17 protein-coding genes are annotated in these 20,839 nt (G+C 61.3%); 11 read left to right on the forward strand and 6 right to left on the reverse strand.

Annotated elements, in window-relative coordinates:
* The first annotated feature begins 118 nt into the window (after positions 1-118).
* The 7 genes from K414_RS0121295 to K414_RS0121325 all read left to right on the forward strand — a co-directional run bounded on the left by K414_RS0121295 (position 119) and on the right by K414_RS0121325 (position 8,894).
* Entirely contained in the window at positions 119-2,200 is a 2,082-nt protein-coding gene (locus K414_RS0121295; RefSeq protein WP_027497780.1) for a hydantoinase/oxoprolinase family protein, read from the forward strand.
* Complete coding sequence (locus K414_RS0121300; protein WP_027497781.1) at positions 2,197-4,014, forward strand: hydantoinase B/oxoprolinase family protein; 1,818 nt, start codon at positions 2,197-2,199, stop codon at positions 4,012-4,014. The genes K414_RS0121295 and K414_RS0121300 overlap by 4 nt, the downstream gene beginning before the upstream one ends.
* Positions 3,960-5,219, forward strand: a complete 1,260-nt coding sequence (locus tag K414_RS0121305; protein ID WP_237606260.1) for an amidase — start codon at positions 3,960-3,962, stop codon at positions 5,217-5,219. The genes K414_RS0121300 and K414_RS0121305 overlap by 55 nt, the downstream gene beginning before the upstream one ends.
* Positions 5,220-5,394: 175 nt before the next feature.
* Positions 5,395-6,411 (forward strand): ABC transporter substrate-binding protein, encoded by a 1,017-nt coding sequence (locus K414_RS0121310; protein WP_027497783.1) that lies wholly within the window; start codon positions 5,395-5,397, stop codon positions 6,409-6,411.
* A 31-nt stretch (positions 6,412-6,442) separates the two neighbouring features.
* The gene (locus K414_RS0121315; RefSeq protein ID WP_027497784.1) at positions 6,443-7,252 is read left to right on the forward strand and encodes an ABC transporter ATP-binding protein; all 810 of its coding nucleotides are present in this window, start codon (positions 6,443-6,445) and stop codon (positions 7,250-7,252) included.
* Positions 7,249-8,073 carry an ABC transporter permease gene (locus K414_RS0121320; RefSeq protein WP_027497785.1) on the forward strand — a complete coding sequence of 275 codons (825 nt, stop codon included), beginning with the start codon at positions 7,249-7,251 and terminating at the stop codon, positions 8,071-8,073. The genes K414_RS0121315 and K414_RS0121320 overlap by 4 nt, the downstream gene beginning before the upstream one ends.
* Entirely contained in the window at positions 8,073-8,894 is an 822-nt protein-coding gene (locus K414_RS0121325) for an ABC transporter permease subunit (protein WP_027497786.1), read from the forward strand. Before K414_RS0121320 ends, K414_RS0121325 begins: the two co-directional genes overlap by 1 nt.
* Positions 8,895-8,954: 60 nt before the next feature.
* On the opposite strand, the gene K414_RS0121330 is transcribed toward K414_RS0121325, so the two are convergent.
* From K414_RS0121330 to K414_RS0121340, 3 genes are all read right to left on the reverse strand, one after another.
* Entirely contained in the window at positions 8,955-10,574 is a 1,620-nt protein-coding gene (locus K414_RS0121330) for a GIY-YIG nuclease family protein (protein ID WP_027497787.1), read from the reverse strand.
* Between the two features lie 221 nt (positions 10,575-10,795).
* On the reverse strand, positions 10,796-11,440 hold the full coding sequence (locus K414_RS0121335; protein ID WP_027497788.1) for a vWA domain-containing protein: 645 nt from the start codon (positions 11,438-11,440) through the stop codon (positions 10,796-10,798).
* A 79-nt stretch (positions 11,441-11,519) separates the two neighbouring features.
* A complete protein-coding gene (locus K414_RS0121340; RefSeq protein ID WP_027497789.1) occupies positions 11,520-12,143 on the reverse strand; it encodes a DUF4352 domain-containing protein in 624 nt (207 codons plus the stop codon).
* 165 nt (positions 12,144-12,308) lie between these two features.
* Between K414_RS0121340 and K414_RS0121345 the strand changes: the two genes are divergently transcribed.
* Together K414_RS0121345 and K414_RS0121350 are read left to right on the forward strand one after the other, a co-directional pair.
* Positions 12,309-13,514 (forward strand): histidine kinase, encoded by a 1,206-nt coding sequence (locus K414_RS0121345; RefSeq protein WP_343294190.1) that lies wholly within the window; start codon positions 12,309-12,311, stop codon positions 13,512-13,514.
* A gap of 38 nt (positions 13,515-13,552) precedes the next feature.
* Complete coding sequence (locus K414_RS0121350) at positions 13,553-14,206, forward strand: response regulator transcription factor (protein ID WP_027497791.1); 654 nt, start codon at positions 13,553-13,555, stop codon at positions 14,204-14,206.
* Between the two features lie 1,102 nt (positions 14,207-15,308).
* Here K414_RS0121350 and K414_RS0121360 read toward each other — a convergent pair.
* Entirely contained in the window at positions 15,309-15,929 is a 621-nt protein-coding gene (locus tag K414_RS0121360) for a hypothetical protein (protein ID WP_237606262.1), read from the reverse strand.
* A gap of 622 nt (positions 15,930-16,551) precedes the next feature.
* On the opposite strand from K414_RS0121360, the gene K414_RS29650 reads away from it, so the two are divergent.
* Together K414_RS29650 and K414_RS27600 are read left to right on the forward strand one after the other, a co-directional pair.
* Positions 16,552-17,472: a hypothetical protein gene (locus K414_RS29650; protein WP_237606264.1), complete on the forward strand. Its 921-nt coding sequence runs from the start codon at positions 16,552-16,554 to the stop codon at positions 17,470-17,472.
* 46 nt (positions 17,473-17,518) lie between these two features.
* Positions 17,519-18,259: an HD domain-containing protein gene (locus K414_RS27600; RefSeq protein WP_051365215.1), complete on the forward strand. Its 741-nt coding sequence runs from the start codon at positions 17,519-17,521 to the stop codon at positions 18,257-18,259.
* A gap of 114 nt (positions 18,260-18,373) precedes the next feature.
* Here the strand turns inward: K414_RS27600 and K414_RS28655 are convergent, their stop codons facing one another.
* Entirely contained in the window at positions 18,374-19,882 is a 1,509-nt protein-coding gene (locus tag K414_RS28655) for a hypothetical protein (protein WP_152530459.1), read from the reverse strand.
* 14 nt (positions 19,883-19,896) lie between these two features.
* Positions 19,897-20,265, reverse strand: coding sequence for a hypothetical protein (locus K414_RS28985; RefSeq protein WP_152530460.1), 369 nt, complete (start codon positions 20,263-20,265; stop codon positions 19,897-19,899).
* Positions 20,266-20,839: the final 574 nt, after the last annotated feature.

Raw genomic sequence — 20,839 nt, forward strand, 5'->3', positions numbered from 1 at the left:
TTTCCTGTCGATGATCAGCACTATGACTCATGTCACCTCAGCAGTGACCCCACGACTTCGTAGGACACGCGGAGCACGCCTTCCCGCTCCCTTCGGGCACCGACAGAACGGACGCAGCATGAAACGCATTGGAGTCGACGTCGGCGGCACGTTCACCGACCTCGTCCTATGGGACGACGACGGCACGGTCGTCGTGCACAAGACCCCGTCCACCAATCACGACCCCTCGATCGGAACGATGGACGGCATCAAGGTTCTCGCCGAACGTGCCGGGATCGACCCGTCCGAAATCGACATGTTCTTCCATGGCACCACCGTGGCCACCAACATCGTGCTCGAGCACAACGGCTGCGACGTCGGCATGATCACCACCGAGGGCTTCCGCGACCTGCTGCACATCGCGCGCAAGAAGCGTCCTCTCAATTACTCCAACTACCAGGATCTTCCGTGGCAGAAGTGGCAGCTCGTGCCGCGACGCAACCGTCGCGTCGTCCCGGAACGCATCGATGCCGCAGGAAATATTCTCACCCCGCTCGACGAAGATGCTGTGCGAGCGCAGGTTCGGCTGCTGCGTGAGCGAGGCGTGCAGGCCATCGCCGTCGCATTCCTGCACGCGTACCGCAACCCCACGCACGAGCAGCGCGTGCGAGCCATCATCGAAGAAGAGTTTCCCGGCGTCTTCATCTCCCTCTCCAGCGAGGTCGCCCCGCAATACCGCGAGTACGAACGCTTTTCGACCGCAGCACTCAACGCTTTCATCGGACCGAAGACCTCGAAGTACATCGAGAACCTCGCAGGTAAGGCCAAAGCAGCGCAGGTCGGCGAAGACGTACACCTCATGACCTCGGCCGGCGGGCTCGTCACCTCGCGCAGCGCCAGCGAAATCCCGGTCTCACTCCTGACCAGCGGTGTGGTCGCCGGCCTGCTCGGTGGCTGCGCCATCGGCAAGGCATCCGGCTTCCCCAGTGTCATCACCCTCGATGTCGGTGGCACCTCCGCGGATGTCGGCGTGGCCCCGGACGGCGCCCTGCGGATGAAGCATCTGCTCGACACCCGAATCGGTGACTATCACGCGATGGTGCCGATGGCAGAGGTCGACACCATCGGTGCCGGAGGCGGATCCATCGCCGTGGTCGACGACGGTGGCATGTTCCGCGTCGGACCACGCAGTGCGGGTGCCGTTCCCGGTCCGGCCTGTTACGGACACGGCGGCACTGAACCGACCTCTACCGACGCCATGGTGATGATGGGATGGCTGCGCGAGAAGAGCTTCCTGTCCGGAACCATGGAGGTCAAGCCTGAGCTGGCGCGTAAAGCGATTCAGACGCACATCGCCGACAAGCTCGACACCCCACTCGACGACGCCGCGATGGGCATCTTCAAGATCCTCGCCCATTCCATGACCGAGGCGATCAGCCTGCACTCGGTGCGCAAAGGCTATGACCCGCGCGACTTCTCACTGATCGCCGAAGGTGGTGCCGGTCCGCTGTTTGCCTGGCAGATCGCCGACCAGCTCGGTATCCCGCGCGTGATCGTGCCCGGTCACCCCGGCATCACCTCCGCTGTCGGCCTGCTCACCACCGACATCCGCTACGAGGAGCCGACGACGGTGTGGACGTCGTCTGCGGACCCGAACATCGAACTGCTGCAGGAGCAGGTCGAGCGTCTGTCCGCACTGGCCGTCGCGCAGCTCGAGAAGGACGGCGTTGCGGCCGAGAACATTTCGCTCGAGCGCAGCGTCGACTGCCGTTACGTCGGCCAGGGCTACGAATTGCGTGTCGCTGCGCCGGACGGCGAGATCGACGACGTGTGGGTTAAGACCGTTGCGGAGGCATTCCACGATGTGCACGGCCGCACCTACTCACAGCGGTTCGACGACAAGCCCGTCCAGCTGATCAACGTCCGCGTCACCGGCGTGGGTGCTGTCCCGCACGTACAGATCGCCGACATCGCCGTGGGCTCCGCCGACTCCTCGGCCGCGATCAAGACGACCACGCAGGCACTGTTCTGGCAGGACGAGACGTCCGCGCCGCAGTGGGTGGACACCCCTGTCTACGAGCGGTCGTTGTTGTTGGCGAACAACGAGATCGACGGTCCGGCAATCGTCGAGCAGTTCGATTCCACCACGATCATCGGCATGAACCAGCACGCCACCGTCGACGCCGTCGGCCACATCATCATCGAGAGGAACCCCGCATGAGCAAGGCGCTGATGCCCACCACCGGAGTATCACTGGCGGGCGAATCCACTCGAACCTGGAACGACGTCGAGGTCGATCCCATCACGCTGCGCGTCATCGGCGGAGCCCTGCAGTCGATGGCCAAAGAGATGGCCCAGGTGCTCTACCGCATGGCGTACTCCTCGCTCATCCGAGAGTCCGAGGACCTCGGCGCGGGCATCTTCGACATCAACGGACGCGAACTGTGTGAATCGGATTCGACTCCGATGCACTGTGGTTCGATTCCCGCCTACATCAAGGGCGTCAACCGTCGTCTCGCCGGAACGTACAAGCCCGGAGACGTGGTGCTGCACAATCATCCGTACCACGGAGCGGCTCACTCCCCCGATTACGGCGTGATCATTCCGATCTTCTGGCAGGGCAAGCACATCGGCTTCGCCGGGTGCACCGGGCACGTGTCCGACGTCGGCGGCAACTTCCCCGGACTGTGCATGGACGTCGTCGACGTGTGGGCAGAAGGCAAGCTGATGGACTCGATGAAGATCTACGAGGCCGGGGTCCGCAACGACTACCTGATTCAACACATCCTCGACAACGTCCGTACCCCGGAACAGAACCGCGGCGACCTCGAAGCACTGATCGCGTGCTCACGGATCGGCGAGAAGCGTTTCACCGAACTGCTCGAGAAGTACGGCCTCGACACCGTCATGAGCGCGGGCGAACGCTGGATGGACTACTCCGAGTCCATGCTGCGCAAAAAGATTCGCGAAATTCCGGACGGCAGCTACACCGCACCCATCGGCTACCTCGACGACGACGGCAAGAACCGCGGCGAACCACTGAAGGTGGCCGTGCGGGTGCAGGTCGAGGGCGAGGACATTCTCATCGACCTCACCGGCTCGAACAGTCAGGTGCCCACCGCGTTCAACGTCCCGTTCGAGGGTTCGGTTCTCCCGGTAGCCGTCTCGGCTATCCGAACGATCCTGCTCGACGAGGACCTGACCGAGGAATTCGTTCCCCAGAACGACGGGTGCTTCCGACCCGTCAAGGCCTATGCCCCCGAGGGCACGATCTTCAACCCGGACTTCCCCGCGTCGTGCTTCGCACGGTTCTCGCAGGTGAACCGGGTGTTCGACTCGATCAACCTGGCTCTGGCCCCGGTGCTTCCCGATCACGCGATCGCAGGATCGTCCGCCGCTCTGTGCGCCATCGCCTATTCCGGTATCGCGCCGGACGGTGAATCCTATTGGGTCTACATCGAAATCAACGAGGGCTCGTACGGCGGCCGCAACGGCAAGGACGGTATGGACGCCGTCGACGCCCTGATGGCCAACACCCGCAACAACCCCATCGAGGAACTCGAGCTCAACCACGCCATGCGTGCGTTGCGGTACGAGCTGCGCGACGAGGCTCCCGCACCGGGCAAGTGGCGAGGCGGTATCGGCAGTGTGCGCAAGTGGTTGATGGAGACCGATACGTTCCTCGGTTCCGAGGCCGACAACCGATCGGATCCGCCGGCCGGTGCTCTCGGCGGACACAACGGTGTGTCCGGCTCGTTCACCAGGAACGCCGGGACCGACCGCGAGGAAGTGTTGTACTCCAAGGTCACTCAGGAGACGATTCGTTCCGGTGAGACACTGGAGATCAAGCTCCCCTCGGGCGGCGGCTTTGGTAACCCGTTCGAGCGTGATCCGTTCCAGGTGCTCAGCGACGTCTGGGACGAGTACCTCACCGAGGACGATGCTCGACGCGACTACGGTGTGGTCGTGAACACCGATTCGTGGACAGTAGACGAGGACGCGACGGCCGAGCTGCGCGCCCGGAGCGCGGCCTGATCGAGGACGGGACCTTCGGCGGTGTCGTCCGGTGGATCGACGACCGGAACGACACCCCGGGGCCCCTGTCCGGCCTGCGCATCGGAGTCAAGGACAACATCGACGTGGCCGGCGTCGAGACCACCTGCGCGTCGGAGTTCTTCGAGCACAACGTCGCCGACGCTGACGCCGAGGTCGTCACCCGCCTGCGACGCGCAGGCGGGTCGGTGGTCGCGAAACTGAACATGGCCGAGTTCGCCGTCGGCGTCACCTCGCAGAACTCGGCTGCAGGCCCGTCGTACAACCCGTGGAATACCGCTCGGGTGCCCGGCGGATCGAGCGGCGGTTCGGGGATCGCCGTCGCCACCGGGGTGGTCGACGCGTCCCTGGGCACCGACACCGGCGGGTCGGTGCGCCTCCCCGCCGCAGCATGCGGGATCACCGGTCTACGCCCGAGCTGGGGCTCGATCAGCAATGACGGAGTTTTCCCGGTGAGCGAGCAATTCGACACCGTCGGCCCGATGGCGCGGTCGGTCACCGAGGTGAAGGCTCTGTTCGACGTCCTGTCCCTAAGCCCCTCCGAGCCCTCGGACGTCACGCGCATCGGTGTCCCCAGCGTCTTCCTCACCGTGGACGTAGATCTGGGCGTCGCGCAGGCCGTCGCGGCCGCGGTGCGCACGTTCGCCGAACTGGGGTACGAGATCGTCCCCATCGAACTGGGGCATGCCGACGATGCCCAGGACATCGTCTACACGATTGTCTACAGCGACCTCGCTCGCCGCCATCGACACCGGCTCGACACCGAGCCTTCTCGCTTCCAAGCCGCGACGTACGAGCGAATAAGGTTGGGCCTGAGCATCTCCGACTCCGACCGTGCCCGTGCACTCACCGGCCGCGATCGGTTCCGTCAGGCCATGGCCGCCACGTTCGAGAGTGTCGACGCGGTGCTGACCCCGGCCATGCCCGTCGATGTCCCGCCGAGGGACGGGGGTGACGACGTTGTTGCGCTCTCGCGCCGGATGGGACAATTCACGTACCCGTGGTCGTTGCACGACGGCCCGACGCTGGCTCTGCCGGTCGGGTTCCACCCGTCCTCGGGCATGCCGGTGGGAGCGCAACTCACCGCTGCGGCGCACCGTGAGGGCGCGTTGTTCGGCGTGGGCGAATGCTATCAGTCGGTGACCGACTGGCACCGGGCGACACCACCGAATACATCTGATCTTTAACTCGCACCGTGCGGTCGATCGGCGGGCATTGTCCGTATTTACCTCACCTTGACGCCTAAAACATCTTATGTTTAAGTGGTTAGCAGCTGTTACGTACGTCTCACTACGGGTGGGCCTGCGACAGCCGACACTCCCACTCCGGCACCGTCACGCCGATCAGCAAGCGAGGACGCAGATGCATTTACGCCGAATCACCTCGATCATGACAGCTGTGGCGCTGTCCGGCGCGCTGGTGGCGTGCGGATCGGATCCCGGCCCCGACGCGGACCCCGCCAATCCGGTCACGATCGATGTCACCGTCTCGGCAGCGGCCGAGATCTACAGCATCCCTTGGCTTGTCGCGCAAAAGCAGGGACTGTTCGAGAAGCATGGCGTAATCGTCGAGAACATCGTGCCGGGCAAGGGCGGCAGCGCGACCATGCGCACGCTGCTCGACGGCAACATCCCCATCGGTGAGGTCAGCTACCCGTCGATCGTGCAGGCGGACGCGGCCGGCTCCGAACTGCGCATCGTCGGGGGCGGCACGCAGGGGCCGTACCCGATGAACTTCTACGCGCTCGCCTCCAACCCCGACATCAACTCCATCCAGGACGTCCGCCGGTGGGCCTACACCCGGCCCAACTCGGCGTCCGATGCTCTGACGCGTCTGCTTCCCTCCGTTGCAGGCGTCGACCCGAGCCGGATCGAGCGGGTTACCTCCGGCGGTATCGGCGAGGGCTTCGCACTACTCGAAGCCGGCAACGTCGATATCGCACTCGTCCCCTCCATTGTCGCCGAACAGCGGCCGGAGGATTTCAAGCTGATCGTCAGCAGCCCCGACTACATGTCGCGGTTCCTGCAGTCGACGATCACCACAACGAAGGATTACGCCGCGAGTAATCCCGGTGTCGTACGGGCCATCAATGCCGGTTACACCGAGGCGGTGGCGTCCATCAAGGCCGATCCTGTTGCGGCCGCTCAGATCTACGCGGACTACACCGGGTTCGACGTGGAGTCGGCGACCGCGGTGGTCGAGCGTGCATCCTCGGTCGACACCTGGGGCGGCGGCTTCGATACCGCGTCGGTCGAATCCGCCCAGGACGGCGTCGAAGCATCGGGGAGCGATCGAGTACCCAATTTCTGCACCCTGTTCGACCCGGACTTCCTCGCCGCGGGAGTCGAGAACGATGTTCCCGGCGACTGCGACTCCTGACCGCAACTTCCCACCACCAGAAGGTAGCGACGTGACTCACGCAGCGACTCGACCCCGCCCCGACACCACCTCCCCCATCGCCGTCGCCTCGTCGGTGTCGCGGCACTTCGGTGATGTGACCGCCCTGCACGAGATCGACTTGTCCATCGGCCGAGGAGAATTCGTCTCCGTCGTCGGTCCCAGTGGCTGCGGCAAGTCCACCCTGCTTGAGGTGTTCGCCGGACTCCAGGATCACGATGGCGGCACCGTGCAGGTCGACGGGCAACCGCTCACCGGTCCTCGATCCAAGACTGCGGTCATCTTCCAGGAATCGGCGACGCTGCCCTGGCGAACCGTCCGCGACAACGTCGCGTTCGCTCTCGAAGTCCGAGGTGTCGGCAAGAAAGAAAGACGAGCCCGCGCCGACGAGCTGCTGAACACAGTGGGACTGAGCAAGTTCGGAGACCACTACCCCACCCAGTTGTCCGGCGGTATGCGCCAGCGTGTGGCCATCGCGCGCTGCCTGTCCATGGAACCGGACCTCATCCTGGCGGATGAACCGTTCGGTGCTCTCGACGAGCAGACACGACTGGTGATGTCGTACGAGCTGCTCAAGATCGTCGAAAAGCTCACGTGTGGAGTCCTGTTCATCACCCACAGCATCCAGGAAGCTGTTCTGCTGTCCGATCGCGTACTGGTGATGAGCGCGCGGCCCGGTCGATTCATCGACGAGATGGACATCGACCTGCCTCGTCCGCGCTCCGAGGACGTCCTCGCAAGCCCGGCGGCTACTGCTCTGCATGAACGCATTTGGTCGAGTCTGCGGGACGAGGCCAAGAAGACGATGAGCATCGAACCATGAGTGCGCCGACGCGCGAGAGTAACCGCGCCTCCGTGGTCCCCGGATACATCCGGTCTGCCCCCTCCACCCAACTCGGTCTCCCTGCATGGGGATGGACCGTCCTCATCCTCGTCGCGGCGCTGGTGGCCATCGACATCTCGGCACGGTTCTTTGCCTCACCGCTCGACATCGTTCCGGTGACCGACATGTTTACGACGTCACTGAACCTGCTGACCGACCCGGACTTCCTCGTCGACGAGTTGGGCCGAACGCTGGGGATCATCGTTCTGGCGTTTGTGCTCAGTTCCGTACTCGGCGTCGCCGCCGCCTACGTTCTGTGGCGGTACGAATTGTGGGACAGGGCGTTTCAGCCTTATCTGAACGTCTACTACGCCGTCCCGACGTTTGCGCTCTACCCCATCATGGTGGTGCTGTTCGGTGCCGGTGTGGCTCCGATCGCAATTCTGTCCACCATCTTCGCCTTCGGTGTGGTCGCGTTGAACGCACGTACCGGCTTCAATGCGGTGTCGCCGATCGTCACCAAGCTCGGCACCACGCTGATGTTGACGCGGTGGCAGTACTTCCGATCGGTTCTGCTTCCGTATGCGTTGCCGAGCATCGTGACCGGTCTCAAGCTGGGACTCTCGTACGCCGTCATCTCGGTGTTGGCCAGTGAGTTCATCTTGTCGACGCAAGGCCTCGGCCACTTCATCTCCATTGCCTACGACGGGTTCGACATCGCCGACATGTACGCCGGGATCCTCATCGTGGCGCTGATCGCTTTGCTCTCGACCTCGCTGATCTCGCTCGCGCTCAACCGATTCGATTGGAGGCGCCGCTGATGAGCAGCACCTTGGACAGAGTAGCCACCGCCCCGACCACTCCCCCGAAAGCCGCCTCGTCTGCTAGCCGCACCAACGCCCGACGGTTCCTGCCACCCGTGGTCGTCGCCGTCGTCGCGGTTGTGATCTGGTGGGTCGCGGCGGTTTTGGTCGACAGTCTCATCTTCCCGACCCCCGCCGAGGCCATGCGTTCGCTTGCTGCGGACCTTGGTACCGCAGACTTCCGAGCCAACGTCTACGACTCACTCCGCATCCTCGTGCTCGCGTTTCTTGCCAGTACGGTCGTGGGTTCACTGCTGGGCCTGACGCTGGGCCTGAGTCCGTTCTGGACCCGAACCATCGCCCCGATCGTGTACGCGATCAACAGCATTCCGAAGATCGTGCTGTACCCGATCTTCCTGTCGTTCCTCGGCATCGGCGCACTGAGCCGATTCGGATTCTCCTTCTACGCCGCCTTCATCCCGATGTTCCTCGTCGCCGTCGAGGCCACGGCATCGGTCCAAAGAATCCATCTCAAGATGGCCGCGTCACTACAGGTGAGCTGGCCCAGGTTGATCCGTCAGATCGTCATTCCCGCAGTGCTGCCGGCATTGGCCACCGGAATGCGGATGACCTTCGGCCTGGCGTTCCTGGGACTGCTTCTCGCCGAGATGTTCTCGTCGTCCAGTGGCATCGGATACGAGCTTCTGCGCAACGTCAGCCTGGTCCGGATGGAAAACATCATGGGCACTGTTGTCTTGATCCTCGTGATGGCATTGCCGCCCACGATTGCGCTGCAGTGGTTGGAAACTCGCATCACCTCGAAATACGGCGGCCGGTGAGACCTCCCTCTCCCGGTAGGGACCGCCCCGATCGTAGACATTTGGAAATGCGCCGGCGGATCAACCCCGGCCTGAATCACCGAACCGCTTAGACCAGAAGGGCGCGTTCCTGAACAAGTCAATGTCCTGAGGCTTGTCGAAGAACGCGAAGTCGATGACCTGGTTCCAACCGGACTTCAGTCCTTTTGCCATGGGCCACACAGCATCCTGGCTGGTGTAGAGAAAGAACCTGGCTGGCACAGTACTGGGCGCTTCCCACTTGACCCTGACCGAACACCCATCGCCCGGGTTGTGAGTAATCACGCCACGCAGGTGGAAGTCCATGACCGAAACGGAGAGACCACGGTTGTCGAACGGCACACTATCGGTGATGTTTCGGCGCGTCCGTACTGCGATTCGTTCGCCTACCCGCATGTCCGCGACCTTGAGCTCGTAAGCAGGATGTAGGTCCATTCGCCATTCACCGGACGCCACGAAGTCGGCCACCTGGTTCTTCTTCGATGTACGAGACCCTGTGCCTACCACCCAGAACAAGTCGACATCGCCAAAGTCCTCTATGCCCTCGGCGGAGGGCGTCACGTCTACCTCCGCGTTGCCGAACGACAGCACGGGCGGAGACTCGGCTACCTCAAGGTCGGGGTCGATGTGCGCGGCGTTTTCTGGAAGTTCGTCGGTTCTGGTGAGGTCCGGGTACAGCCGCTCAACGAGCTGAGGGCAGTGATAGCGCGTGTAGACACAGAAATGCTTCCGCATCACATCGAGGACCAGCGCACCAGCTGCCCGTCTTACGTCAGGATCGGCCATGAGCGACTCCAACTGCGCAAAGTCACTGCAATGCAATGTGATTGTGTCACCACCGCCGTCTTCGTAGAACCGCTCGGTCCGACAAACTGCAGGATGCTTCTTGCTGAATTCCCGGGGTGTCAGGGCATCGTCGAGGACACTTGCCCGGACATTTACGAAACCCAGGAGTGAGCCGCCCAGCTGCTTACTCGCGGACACGACGAAAACCTCCATCTTTCCGACGCTGACGCAAAAGCGACGCGGAAATGCGGAACCGGCGTACGTCCCGGTGCTGACGGACCAGTACTGGAATTCAGTCGCTCGCGGTGCCGGTATACAGCCTTCGACGAAAGTCTTGAGTAGAGCGGTCACTTCTGGCTCGCGGTCATGCTGGGTGTATCTGCGGGCAGCCGTTGAGTATCGAACCGATTGCGCAGCGAGCTCCTTCAACGGTGTCGCGTCCTCTGCATTGAACCGGCCGGGGTCACTTAGCCAGCGTTCTTGCGCTTCGCCGTCGAGGAGTTCATCGAGTGCGTCTATGCCGAAGGCGACACCTGCATTCAGTACGTTTCGCAGAACCACCCCCGCACCCTCAGCGTCACGGGTGAGCGAGCGTTCGAGTCGCTTCAACTCCTGTTTCGACGCCGCAAAGGCCAGCAAGCGCACGGTCGAGATTTCGTCGCCCCACTTCGCATTGTGCCCACCCATCCTAGATCGAAGGTCGACGGACTCGCCTATGTAGTACGAGTCGTTATCGAACGCGAGGAGATACAGCCCGCTTCGCCTTGGGCGGCTGGACGGGAGAGCCAACGATCTGACGTCAACGAACTGAATTTCCGGCCCGAACCGATTGCGGTCGGCCCATCGCGAAACCGCAGCGTGCGACGACGGCTTCACAGCTCCCACCGCCGGACCAGGGCGGGCTCGGAGTTTCGGTCATTGCCAACAGTGTTCATGCTTGTTCGACTCCGGGCTTCGTGTTGCCGTCCGACTAAAGCCGAGCGGATAGCGTCAAGGCACTTCGGGCGGAAGAGTACAGCGAACCTCCGACATCGCCGGACAGTCGGAGTGAGAAATCCGATGTAGCCTCTTTCCGACCAGGCCGTTGCGACACTCTCCTACTCCCCTCGCGCCCGTCTGCGATCTTCCGGGGTGAAGGCCGATGCCGAGCGCGCATCGACACCGGCCGATCTCTTTCGATTCTGGTAATCCGCCACCGAATCGAAAGCTGCCGTCACACCCACCGACGTCGAGATGTATGTCATCGACTTGTCCCGCTGAAAACCCAGACCGGCACCCACCTCGACGGCGTCGATGTTCGATCCCAGGAATACGAAGTCCCAGCTGTACTCGGCTTCCTGCCGCTGAATCAGCTCTCGCACAGTCGCATTCGTCCACTCTTGGCTCGAATTCTCGTGGCCGTCGGTCATCACGAGAACGGTCACCGAGCCGGGACGCTCGTCCTCCCGTGTCGCAGCCAGACCCGCGCCGACCTCGCTGACGAGCCGGCCGATCGCGTCGTACAACGCGGTGCCACCCCGCGGCTGGAGAACGAGTGGTGCAACCTCCTCGATGGGGACGCTGTCGTAGACAAGCTCGTACCGGTTGTCGAACTGTGCCAGCGTGACCACGGTGCGACCCTCTGCCTCACGCTCCTTGGTGATGAACGAGTCGAATCCGCCGCGGGTGTCGTCGGCGATGGAATGCATCGAACCGGACCTGTCGAGCAAAGCAGCAACAAGAGAGAGTTTCGGGTTTGTCATAGTTTCCTTCCTTGAGACGCAGCCGGAACTGCGTCGAGTGAATTGAATTGCGGGATAACGGAAGAGCGAATAACGACGGCTACCGCAGCGCTACCGTCGTACCGCCCGAGAACGCCGAATCGTGCAGCTCGATCTCGGCAGGCACAGTCCCGACGGGGACGTCGAACACGACGGTTGTATCCAGCGCGTTGCCCGGGTTGATCTGCTCGTAGCCGATGCCCTCGTCGAGGTAGGCAGTTGCGAGGCTGTCGACCGAGTACTGCTTGCCGTCGGCGTCAAGTAACTTCTGCGAGGACGCGTCCAAGCTCTGTGCTCGGTCGCCGATGTTGCGCACGGTCATCGTCACCTGGACGTACTCGCCCTGCGCAGTCTGCGTCAGATACTCGGAGCCGACGGTCGCGACGGGTGGCGCGACGGCCGTGACGATGAACTCGAACTTGCCGTCACGCACTGGTACGCCGATTCCCGGCTGAGCCGGCTCGGCCGGGGCTGCAGGAGCCGCTTCTTCCGACGACGGGGATCCGGCCGGCGCGGGAGCTGTCGGGCTCTCCGACGAACCACCACCGATGAGCCGAATGAGGACACCCACCACGACGATCGCCAGGATGACGGTCAGGATCTTGTGTCGGGCAAACCAACTCTTCTTCTGCTCGGGAGCGGGCGGAGCGTACTGCTGCTGGGGGTTCGGGTTGTGGTTGGTCATGTCGAAATTCCTCTCGTTCGGCGATGCATCAACCACACCGCAGTCGTGCCTGTCCGCGCCTCGGCTGACCGGTCGGTGTGCCTCCTCCTTTCGGTCGCATCCGATGGGTCATGCGGGCCGTTCGGACGATTCGCCGTGTCGGTGCTCGGCCGTACGCTTGCGTTCGTGAGTACCCACCGGACAGGCACCCTGCGCCGCAAAGCCTGGACGACGGCGGCGGTGGCCTTCAGCCTGTTCTGCTCGATGATGACCGCCGGGTTGGCGGGTGCGTCCGGGACGCCGGGGTGGAACCTGGGCATCGGCGTCGCGCTCAACCTGATCGCAGGCGTCGCCTTGATCTGGCGACACGAACGGCCATGGGTCGTTCTGGGACTGGCGTTGGCCGGGCCGCTGTTCTTCGCCACCGATGCGACGGCAGCGTTGATTGCTCTGTTTGCTGTCGGTGCGTTCGCGCGAACCAAGCCGCTCGTGATTGCCGCAGTCGCTGTGTACGTCGCGTGCGGGGTGTCGTTGACGTACGACGCCCATCGCAGCCGGTACTACTCCGTCCTGACCATCGGTTCGACGAAGGCCGAGGACGGGTCCATGCCGGTGGAATGGGACGTCCCGGCGTGGATTCCGTGGGTCGTCGCGGCAGTGCTTGTCGGGTTGGTCGTGGGTGGAGCAATGCTGCACCGCACGCGATCCGACCTGACGGAGGCTGTGGTCACGCGAGACAAGGTGACGGTGGAGTCCAACGCTCTTCGTGAGGAGATGCTGCTGAATGCGGAACGTGCCCGCATTGCCCGCGACATGCACGACACCCTCGCAGCCAGCCTCAGCCGCATCTCACTGTTTGCAGGCGGAATGCAAGTCAACAGCGCTGACGGGCCCGAGAAGGTCGCCCAGACGGCGTCGATGATTCGGCAGACCGCCCACGATGCATTGGACGAGCTCAAGCGCATCATCGGCGTGCTGCGGGGATCGGCCGATGCTTCGAGCGGTGGCCGGCAAAGCGTCGAGGGCATCTCCGATCTGGTGCACTCTGCGCGAGACGCAGGCTTGCACACGACGATGATGCTCGACGTGACGCCCGGTGATATTGGGGCTGCGAGCAGTCATGTGGCGTATCGGGTGGTGCAGGAATCGCTCACCAATGCGCAAAAGCACGCTGGCGGTTCCACCATTCGGGTGGCCGTGTACGGGTCCGATCAGACGGGCGTGCGCGTCGATGTGCGCAATCAGCTGATGGGTCAACCGGCGTTCGAGCACGGGTCGGGCACGGGGTTGGCAGGGTTGGCCGAACAGGTCCGCGGGGTGGGCGGCACATTCGCGGCCGGCCCGCAGCCGGGTGAATTCGTGGTCTCGTGTTGGTTGCCGTGGTACTCCTGACGGACGGTGTCGGAAGCGCGTTCTAAGCTCAGCGAACCATGACAACGCCAGACATGATCACCGTTCTGATCGTCGACGACGACCCTTTCGTTCGCCGTGGAGTGACCGAAATCTTCGCGAAGACGCCGGACATTTTGGTAGTGGCGGATGTGGAGGACGGCGACCAGGTGCCTGCTGCGGTGGCGGCGTTCCGGCCGCATGTGGTGTTGATGGATCTTCAGATGCGACGGATCGGCGGATTGGACGCAACCCGCGATCTGATGACGCTGGCGCATCCCCCGAAGGTCATTGCGATGACCGCCATGGATGTCGACGATCTGGTGGTGCGAGCCATCGAGGCCGGTGCACACAGCTTCTTGAGCAAAAGCGAAGCGCCCGAGACGTTTCATCAGTCGGTTCGAGCTGTGGCATCGGGCAACACGTTGTTCAGTGAGGATTCGCTGCGGAAAATTGTGGCGACGTCGATGTTGCCGGCGCTTCCGGCATCGGTGTCGATGGACGTGCTGAGCCCGCGGGAGCGAGATGTTTTGCGCATCTTGGCTACTGGCTCGACCAATGCGGACATCTCCTCGGAGCTATTCCTCAGCGAGACGACGGTGAAGACCCATATCTCCGGTATCTTCGTGAAACTCGGTGTGCGCAATCGAGTCGAAGCGGCACTGGCTGCCTTTCGCGCGGGCATGGTCACGTGAGCGGGCCAGGCCGGAACCATTGACTGCCAATCAGGTTCGCTTCCGCAGCGGCTCGAAGCACACTGAGGAAAGGCACCGGTCGTCATCCAATGGGCGCTGGGCAATGTCCGGTCGATGCGCCGATCGAATTGATCTCGGCGTTGGACCGGGGATCACCGGCATAGTCGATTTGGTTCGTGCATCGATCGTCCGGCACTGCGTTCGGATCCGGAATGGTCGCGCCGTTCGGATACGTGCATACGGTTCCATCGCACACTGAGGTGTTTGCGTCGATCTCACCTTGGAGTGCTTCGTCGTGTACGGACTGGCAATAGGCGGTGTATCCGGTGACGGTGCCGTCCGACCAGTACGTCGTGATTGGGCCCAATCCCGGCTGACAATCGACGATCACAGGTTCGGGTGCCGGAGGTTCCGTGTAGATCGGTTCGGCTACCGGCGGTGCTGCTGGAACGACTGGCGAGGGTGGGGCCGAAATTGGAGTCGGCGTTTGGGACGTGGTCGATGGGCTGACGGAGCTCGAAGCAGTGCCTGGTTCGGATTCATCTGGCGATCCGCCACACGCGACGAGGCACGCAAGCACACCGACGGTCGACAACAGCGTCAGACTTCGCATAACTGTCAATCGTGAAACCACTTCTAGCGTTACTGCCCCGATCTTTTAATTCTGCGGCTCAAGCCGGAACCACTTCCGAACAAGTTTGCTGTTCAGCGATTTCACCGCTCATTAGTTTGATGACATTGACTGCTATACAACCTGTTTCATGCGCTGACCGCTCTCCGAAACTTTTGTAGCGCTGCTGGTACGACCAAGTGCAAACATCCCCTCCATAGGTCGGCAGACGCAGTCTGCCGGCGATCTCAGCGTCTCCAACAGCACGTTCGAGCACCGCCTAATGTCAGCGCAATTGCAGAACAGGACAAGTTCGATGATTCATAGCGGCCACCGACCGGACAATCGTGCGCTGCTCAGGATCCAGGCAGCCGTTAGGTCTCTCGACTGCGAAGGCTCGCAATTCGCGGATGCTGACGACGTCAGAAGATCCGGGCTCTCGCGTTTCGGCAGGCGAAAACTTCTCGAGACCATATTCGCCTCGAACAGGATTCATTCGTCACATTGCGGCCCGGTGATATACCCCTGCTCGCAGCCGTACTGCGTCTGGATGTCCCCGCTAGTGGGCTCGTCTCCACACAGAACACCGCAGCGCTCGTACCCGTTGACGACGCCGTCCCCATTGCGATCTTCCGATTCGTTGTACGGATACCCCGAGTCAGCTGGAGGTTCTGGGGCCGCACACCGGGGGTCGTTCACCGTGTAGGAACCATCGGTGTTGACAGAAGTGCCGCCGTAATCGCAATAGCTGAACTCCGGGGCAGCAGGAGCAACGTACGTGTCGCAGTCGGCTTCGTACCCGGTGGTTCCATCGGAATAGAGTGCCGTCCCGGACTGGTAAAGCGAGAGGTCGCCGCACTCGAACGTGATCGGCTGCGCTGGGGGTGCTGGCTGCACGGCGGGTTCCGGCGTCGGCTCCGTCGTAGTCGTTACGGCCGGTGTAGCCGACGTTGTCGTGACCGAACCGACCTCTGCCGGCGTGGTGACCACAGGATCGGCAGAGGAACAGCCGAAGCACGCCATGGCCATAACCGCGATGATGATGTGCGATCTCTTGAGCACTAGAGCCTCCGAGCCTGGAAACGGGTGCGCACCCAGCCCGTTCTCGACCATCGGCACATTCGTCTACCTATCGCCCGCTCTGCCGGAACCGTTTCCGCTCGTGCGTCATCGACAAACCTGTCGGCACCCTCGTGTACACATGAAGTTGCAGGCAGTCCGGTAGTCCGGGCTCCGCTTTCGCCGACTTTCTCGGCAACACCTTCGCTCTACACAGAGGAGAACTATGGAACAAACACGCCTCGGGCCCAACGACATACCCGCTGGAGATCCCGGATTCATGGTTGTTGTCGAGGTCGACCAACCATTTTCGGACCTCACGCCCCAACGGCGTACCGAACTGCTTCGCCGCGTCGACATGCAGTCAGCACAATTGGAGGAGTCCGCGTTCGGGAACGCCCGGGTTGTCTTCCACACCGCCCACTGTGGATGGTGGGACGCAGGACGCCTAGCGCTCCGGACAGAAGAAAACGTCCGGCTGACGTGCCCTACCGTCGGAATCGAAATCTGCCGCGCCGACGTGTGGAGCGATGAACCGTTCTTCGATCACGAGCCCCACGGTCTCGGCGCGCTACCCGACTGGTGCCATCGGAGCGATCCACGACGCCATTCGACAGTAATCGTGGAGGTCGAACCCGAAGCCAAAATACCTTCACGCCTGCGAGACTCAGACCTGGTGAGCGTCATGTATACGCCACGGGATGCACGAACGAGTCGCTCCTCCATCGGCCGACCACAGATGATCGTCGAGCAGCACTTCCATGCCGCCAGCGCCGCGATGTCGACGGCCAAACCCGCAATTTCAATCGGCATGCATCGATCGATCACCCGCATTCGATCCGTGCGATCCGACATCTATCGCGCCGAGGTTTCACATCGCGCGACGGCCAACAGTCTCGCAGCGATGCCGCAGATCCCGGACTGGCATTACAACCTCGACGACGAGGGCTATCGATACGTCGTGGTGACCGACCTGCGCGTCCGGCTGGCGGGCTGGAGTGTCGAAAGTGTGGATGCCGACGAGACCGTTACGCGAAGTGACTTCACCTTCGGTGCCATCTGGGCCGATCAAAGTGGACGCGTGAACAGCACCGACGACGGCTGGGCGAAGGACGTGTGGGAAGCGCCGGTCGAACCAGGTTCACTAGTCCGTGCGTTCATCGTCGATGGTCGACGGTTGGAGGTCGATCAATGGGACTCGCTGGCCTCATGGATGATCGAGTCGCTGTTCGACAAGCCGGTCGGATTCATCGTCGAGGTGGGTCCCAGCGACTATGTTGCCGACTCCATCGATGACGCCCCGGTAGTGTGCTCGCAGGTGATCGTCCTGAGCGGCGGTGTGTTGATGCTCAGACGATCGCGGACCGAACTCGGCCATCTACTTCTTGCGGACTATTCGTCCGCGGGCCTGCCTCTCGACGAGTGGCAGAACGACAGCCATTTCGAGGACTGCACCGACGGATATCTGTTCACAAAGGACATTCGTCTGGTCGCGCGGTCGTGCATCGCGTGGATCCGAGTCAATGCCGGCGTGAACACGACAGGCAACATCGGTTGTTCCTACCGATTCGCCGACGAGCTCCCCCGATCCTCGTGACGCACCACCGAGTAGCTACTTTCGCCCCAACCGACAGGAGATAGAAATGAAAGATCTTGGATCGATCTACCGCGCAACCAAGCTGAAGGACATGGACTCGGCTGCATTGGTGTTCGCGATCATGCACGAGATCGACGCCGACCGTATCGACCGAACGCAGCTTGCCAATGCCCTTGAGTTAGCGACGGCAGCCCATCTGTCCCAAAAGCGGATTGGGCGTGCCGCATACCCTGTCGACCCGTACATCGTGCATCCACTCAGGAACGTCTTGCGCTTGATCAGGCTCGGTTGCACCGACACCGATGTTCTCGCAGCGACAGCTCTGCACGACACAGTCGAGGATCAACCGCGGGAGGTCGTGTCGGTTCTGGATGAGTCACAGCTGTCGGACGAACCGAATCAGCAGGCGGCACTGAATCTCATCGCCGAACACTTCAGCCCAGAGACTTCCAGACTAGTTGCCGCAGTGACTAATCCGTCTACTGATGCGGTGCTATCGAAGGCAGAGAAGAACGCCGCCTACGCCGCGCACGTTGCCGACGTCATCAAGGACCCCAAGGTCTTTCTGGTCAAGTTCGCTGACTTCGTCGACAACGCAGGGAGCGTGAAATATCTCGAAGACGAGGCGAAGCGAACGAAACTTGCGGCAAAGTACGCGCCAGTAGTGGTGGTGGTCTTCGTGTCAGCGTTGGAGGATTCTCGAGACACCCTCACTGTAAGTCAGAGTGGCCTGGACGAAATCGATATCCGACTTGCCGCACTATCCGCCTCATTGACGACATCATGAAAGGCGGCGTATAAGCGGCCGGTTCGTACAGGCATTGACCCCAACTCTCCTGTCGCGTCATGTCCTACGCGGCTTAAGCCATTCTGGTGTTAGCACTATCCGGAAAGGTCCAATTTAGGACTCCACATACTGCTCATGAGAATCATCAAGCCAGCAATCTAGCTCAAGCCATTGGTCCTCGGTTACCGAAATTAGATTTCGGCCAATTCTGGTCCTGAAGTGGGCACGCAGAATTTCTACTATAGTCTCGATCGAGACGCCTGGTCGTAGATTACCAGAGAATAGCATCGCAGTAAGAAGATATCCCAGTTTTGCCCGCTGAACATGGATACCCTTCGCGTGCAATTGGTCGCGGCCATACTTACTTAGTTGCGTAACCTCCTTTAACCCCAGAGTCGACCGCGGAATACCCAGTTCTAGCCAGGCCGATTCACGAATGCACAACTCCATTCCTCGAAAGATATCCGCAATACCCTCTGGCGGCAGCGCGGGAACATGCTGATCGTACTTCTTGAGGGTCAACAGCACTGCTGGAACTCCAGCCAAGTCCCCACCATAATTACTTTGAGCATCAACATTCCTCAGAAGTACTTCGGAGTCAAATCCGTTTGGGACTACCATTCCGGGACCTACATTAACGATTTCCACATCCGGCACGGACTCCATTAATAGAGATTTGAAGCTTCCAAATCGACCCCAAGACGAACGCGCTATATCCTGACCAAACAATACTTGCAGCCGATGAGCGATCGTGGCCATTGATTCGGGTTTTGACAGATCGCGAACCATGCTCCGCGTTTCACTCATCAATGCATCCTCCGGAATGGACTCTTCCGACGGTGTCGAACCCTTCAAATCGGACGCAGGACCCCCTACTTCCGACTTACCCGAGACGGAATTCAATCTATCTTCAGATGACTCATTCTTAGGTTCTTCAGGTGTTCTGGCCAGCTGATCTAGCTCATCCCGAATATCCTGCGCCAACTCATCAACACAACTTAGCAAATTTGACATTCTTTTGGCAAGCGTCTTCACGAGAGCCGGAAGCTCGACGCCTGGTTTGTATGTATCCTCATGCGTTAACTCGCCCCAACTGTCTTGAAGTAGCGTCCTCACCTGAAGCTCAACCGAAACATTGTGCCACTGACTGTGGCCGCCTATCCGCACACCCAAGTTGATATGATATGCCCGATATCCGGATTCTTTAGGAGTATCGTTGTACTTGTTCTCACTCGCTGAAACGACAGATAAGGTTGCATCGGCCTGCTCTACGTTGTCAGGCAAGTTACTCAGCATATCCTGTATAACGAGAATATCGGAGACATTATTGCAGACGATTCGAACGCCCACTAGGTCGTCAATTGTCGCGGGAACGTCCGAAAGCGACAACACCCGACTGGCATATTTTTCTTGTGATAATTTTGCCCACACTCTCGCACTGTTTTTAACTCGACCTGCTGAGAGTCGAATACGTGCTCGGTCAAACTCAACAAGATGGTCTGTCATCAATTCGTTTAAGACGCGGTTTACAGTAACTAAAGCTGGCCTAAGCCGTCGGGAGGTCTCCTCTACGTACCAGGGGAGGAATTCTTCGTAAGAGAAGGGGAGCACGGAATCTGGCACTCTCGCTCATTTCGTCAATTAGTGGATTTTGCTCCGAACACTACCGCGTCCATGCTCTCCAAGCAGCCATTTGGAGCAACGTGCCAACGCTCATTCAGACGGATGTCACACTTCGCGGTGTCGGGCACTTCAGTTGCGTCGCTGCCGACGTAGGACCCCACTGCTGAGGGAACTTCCGCAATTTTGACCGGATGATTCGTCGATACGACCCACGAACCCCGCTGCTCTTCAAATTTGACCGTTCCACCCTGGCCCTGAGCCGATTCGGCGCTTGTACCTAACTGTGTGGCCTTCGCCTCGAATCTGGTCGCCGCGACGCGGAAAGTCGTGCGTACTTGGGCGCGGGTCGATGGCATATCTGCGTCAAACAGGATGTCTCGCATCGGAGGAGTCACGTCTACGGGTGATGGCTCAGCTACCGCACCAAGCGTGCGCGAAGCTGTGGCAGCGCTTCGGCGGTTATAGAATCATCTGCAGCGCCGACGAAAACTCTCGGCTCTTTAAGCGAGCACCTTCTGCACGGATGCGGCGAGATGCTGAACGGCAGCGGCACGCCAGGTGAACCAGTGCACGGGCAGCCGAAGTGTCGAGGGCCAGATCGAGTGTCCGGACTCAAACGTTGGCAACCCCGCCATGTGGGGCGAGGTACTGCAGAACGTCTCGAATCGCACCACGACTCGGCACGATCACCGTGACAAGTTACAGCGGGCTTCCCACTTTCGCTTGGGTGACGGCGTCGGCGGACATACAGTTCATGCCCCACCGTGCGTGATGTCCGACAGTCACCCTCCGCGTCCGCAGCTTGATCAACGCAGCACCGTGAACGGCGACTACTCGAGCCAGTTCCGCTTCTCGACGCCACCGCGCTGTGACCACTTGTCAACAGCTACAGCGCTCAGAGTCGCGTCAGTAAGCCCCAGATGTGAGGCCAGGGCTTGGACGACCTCAAGCAGGTCG

The sequence above is a fragment of the Rhodococcus sp. JG-3 genome, from assembly GCF_000482405.1.
GTDB classification, from domain to species: domain Bacteria; phylum Actinomycetota; class Actinomycetes; order Mycobacteriales; family Mycobacteriaceae; genus Rhodococcoides; species Rhodococcoides fascians.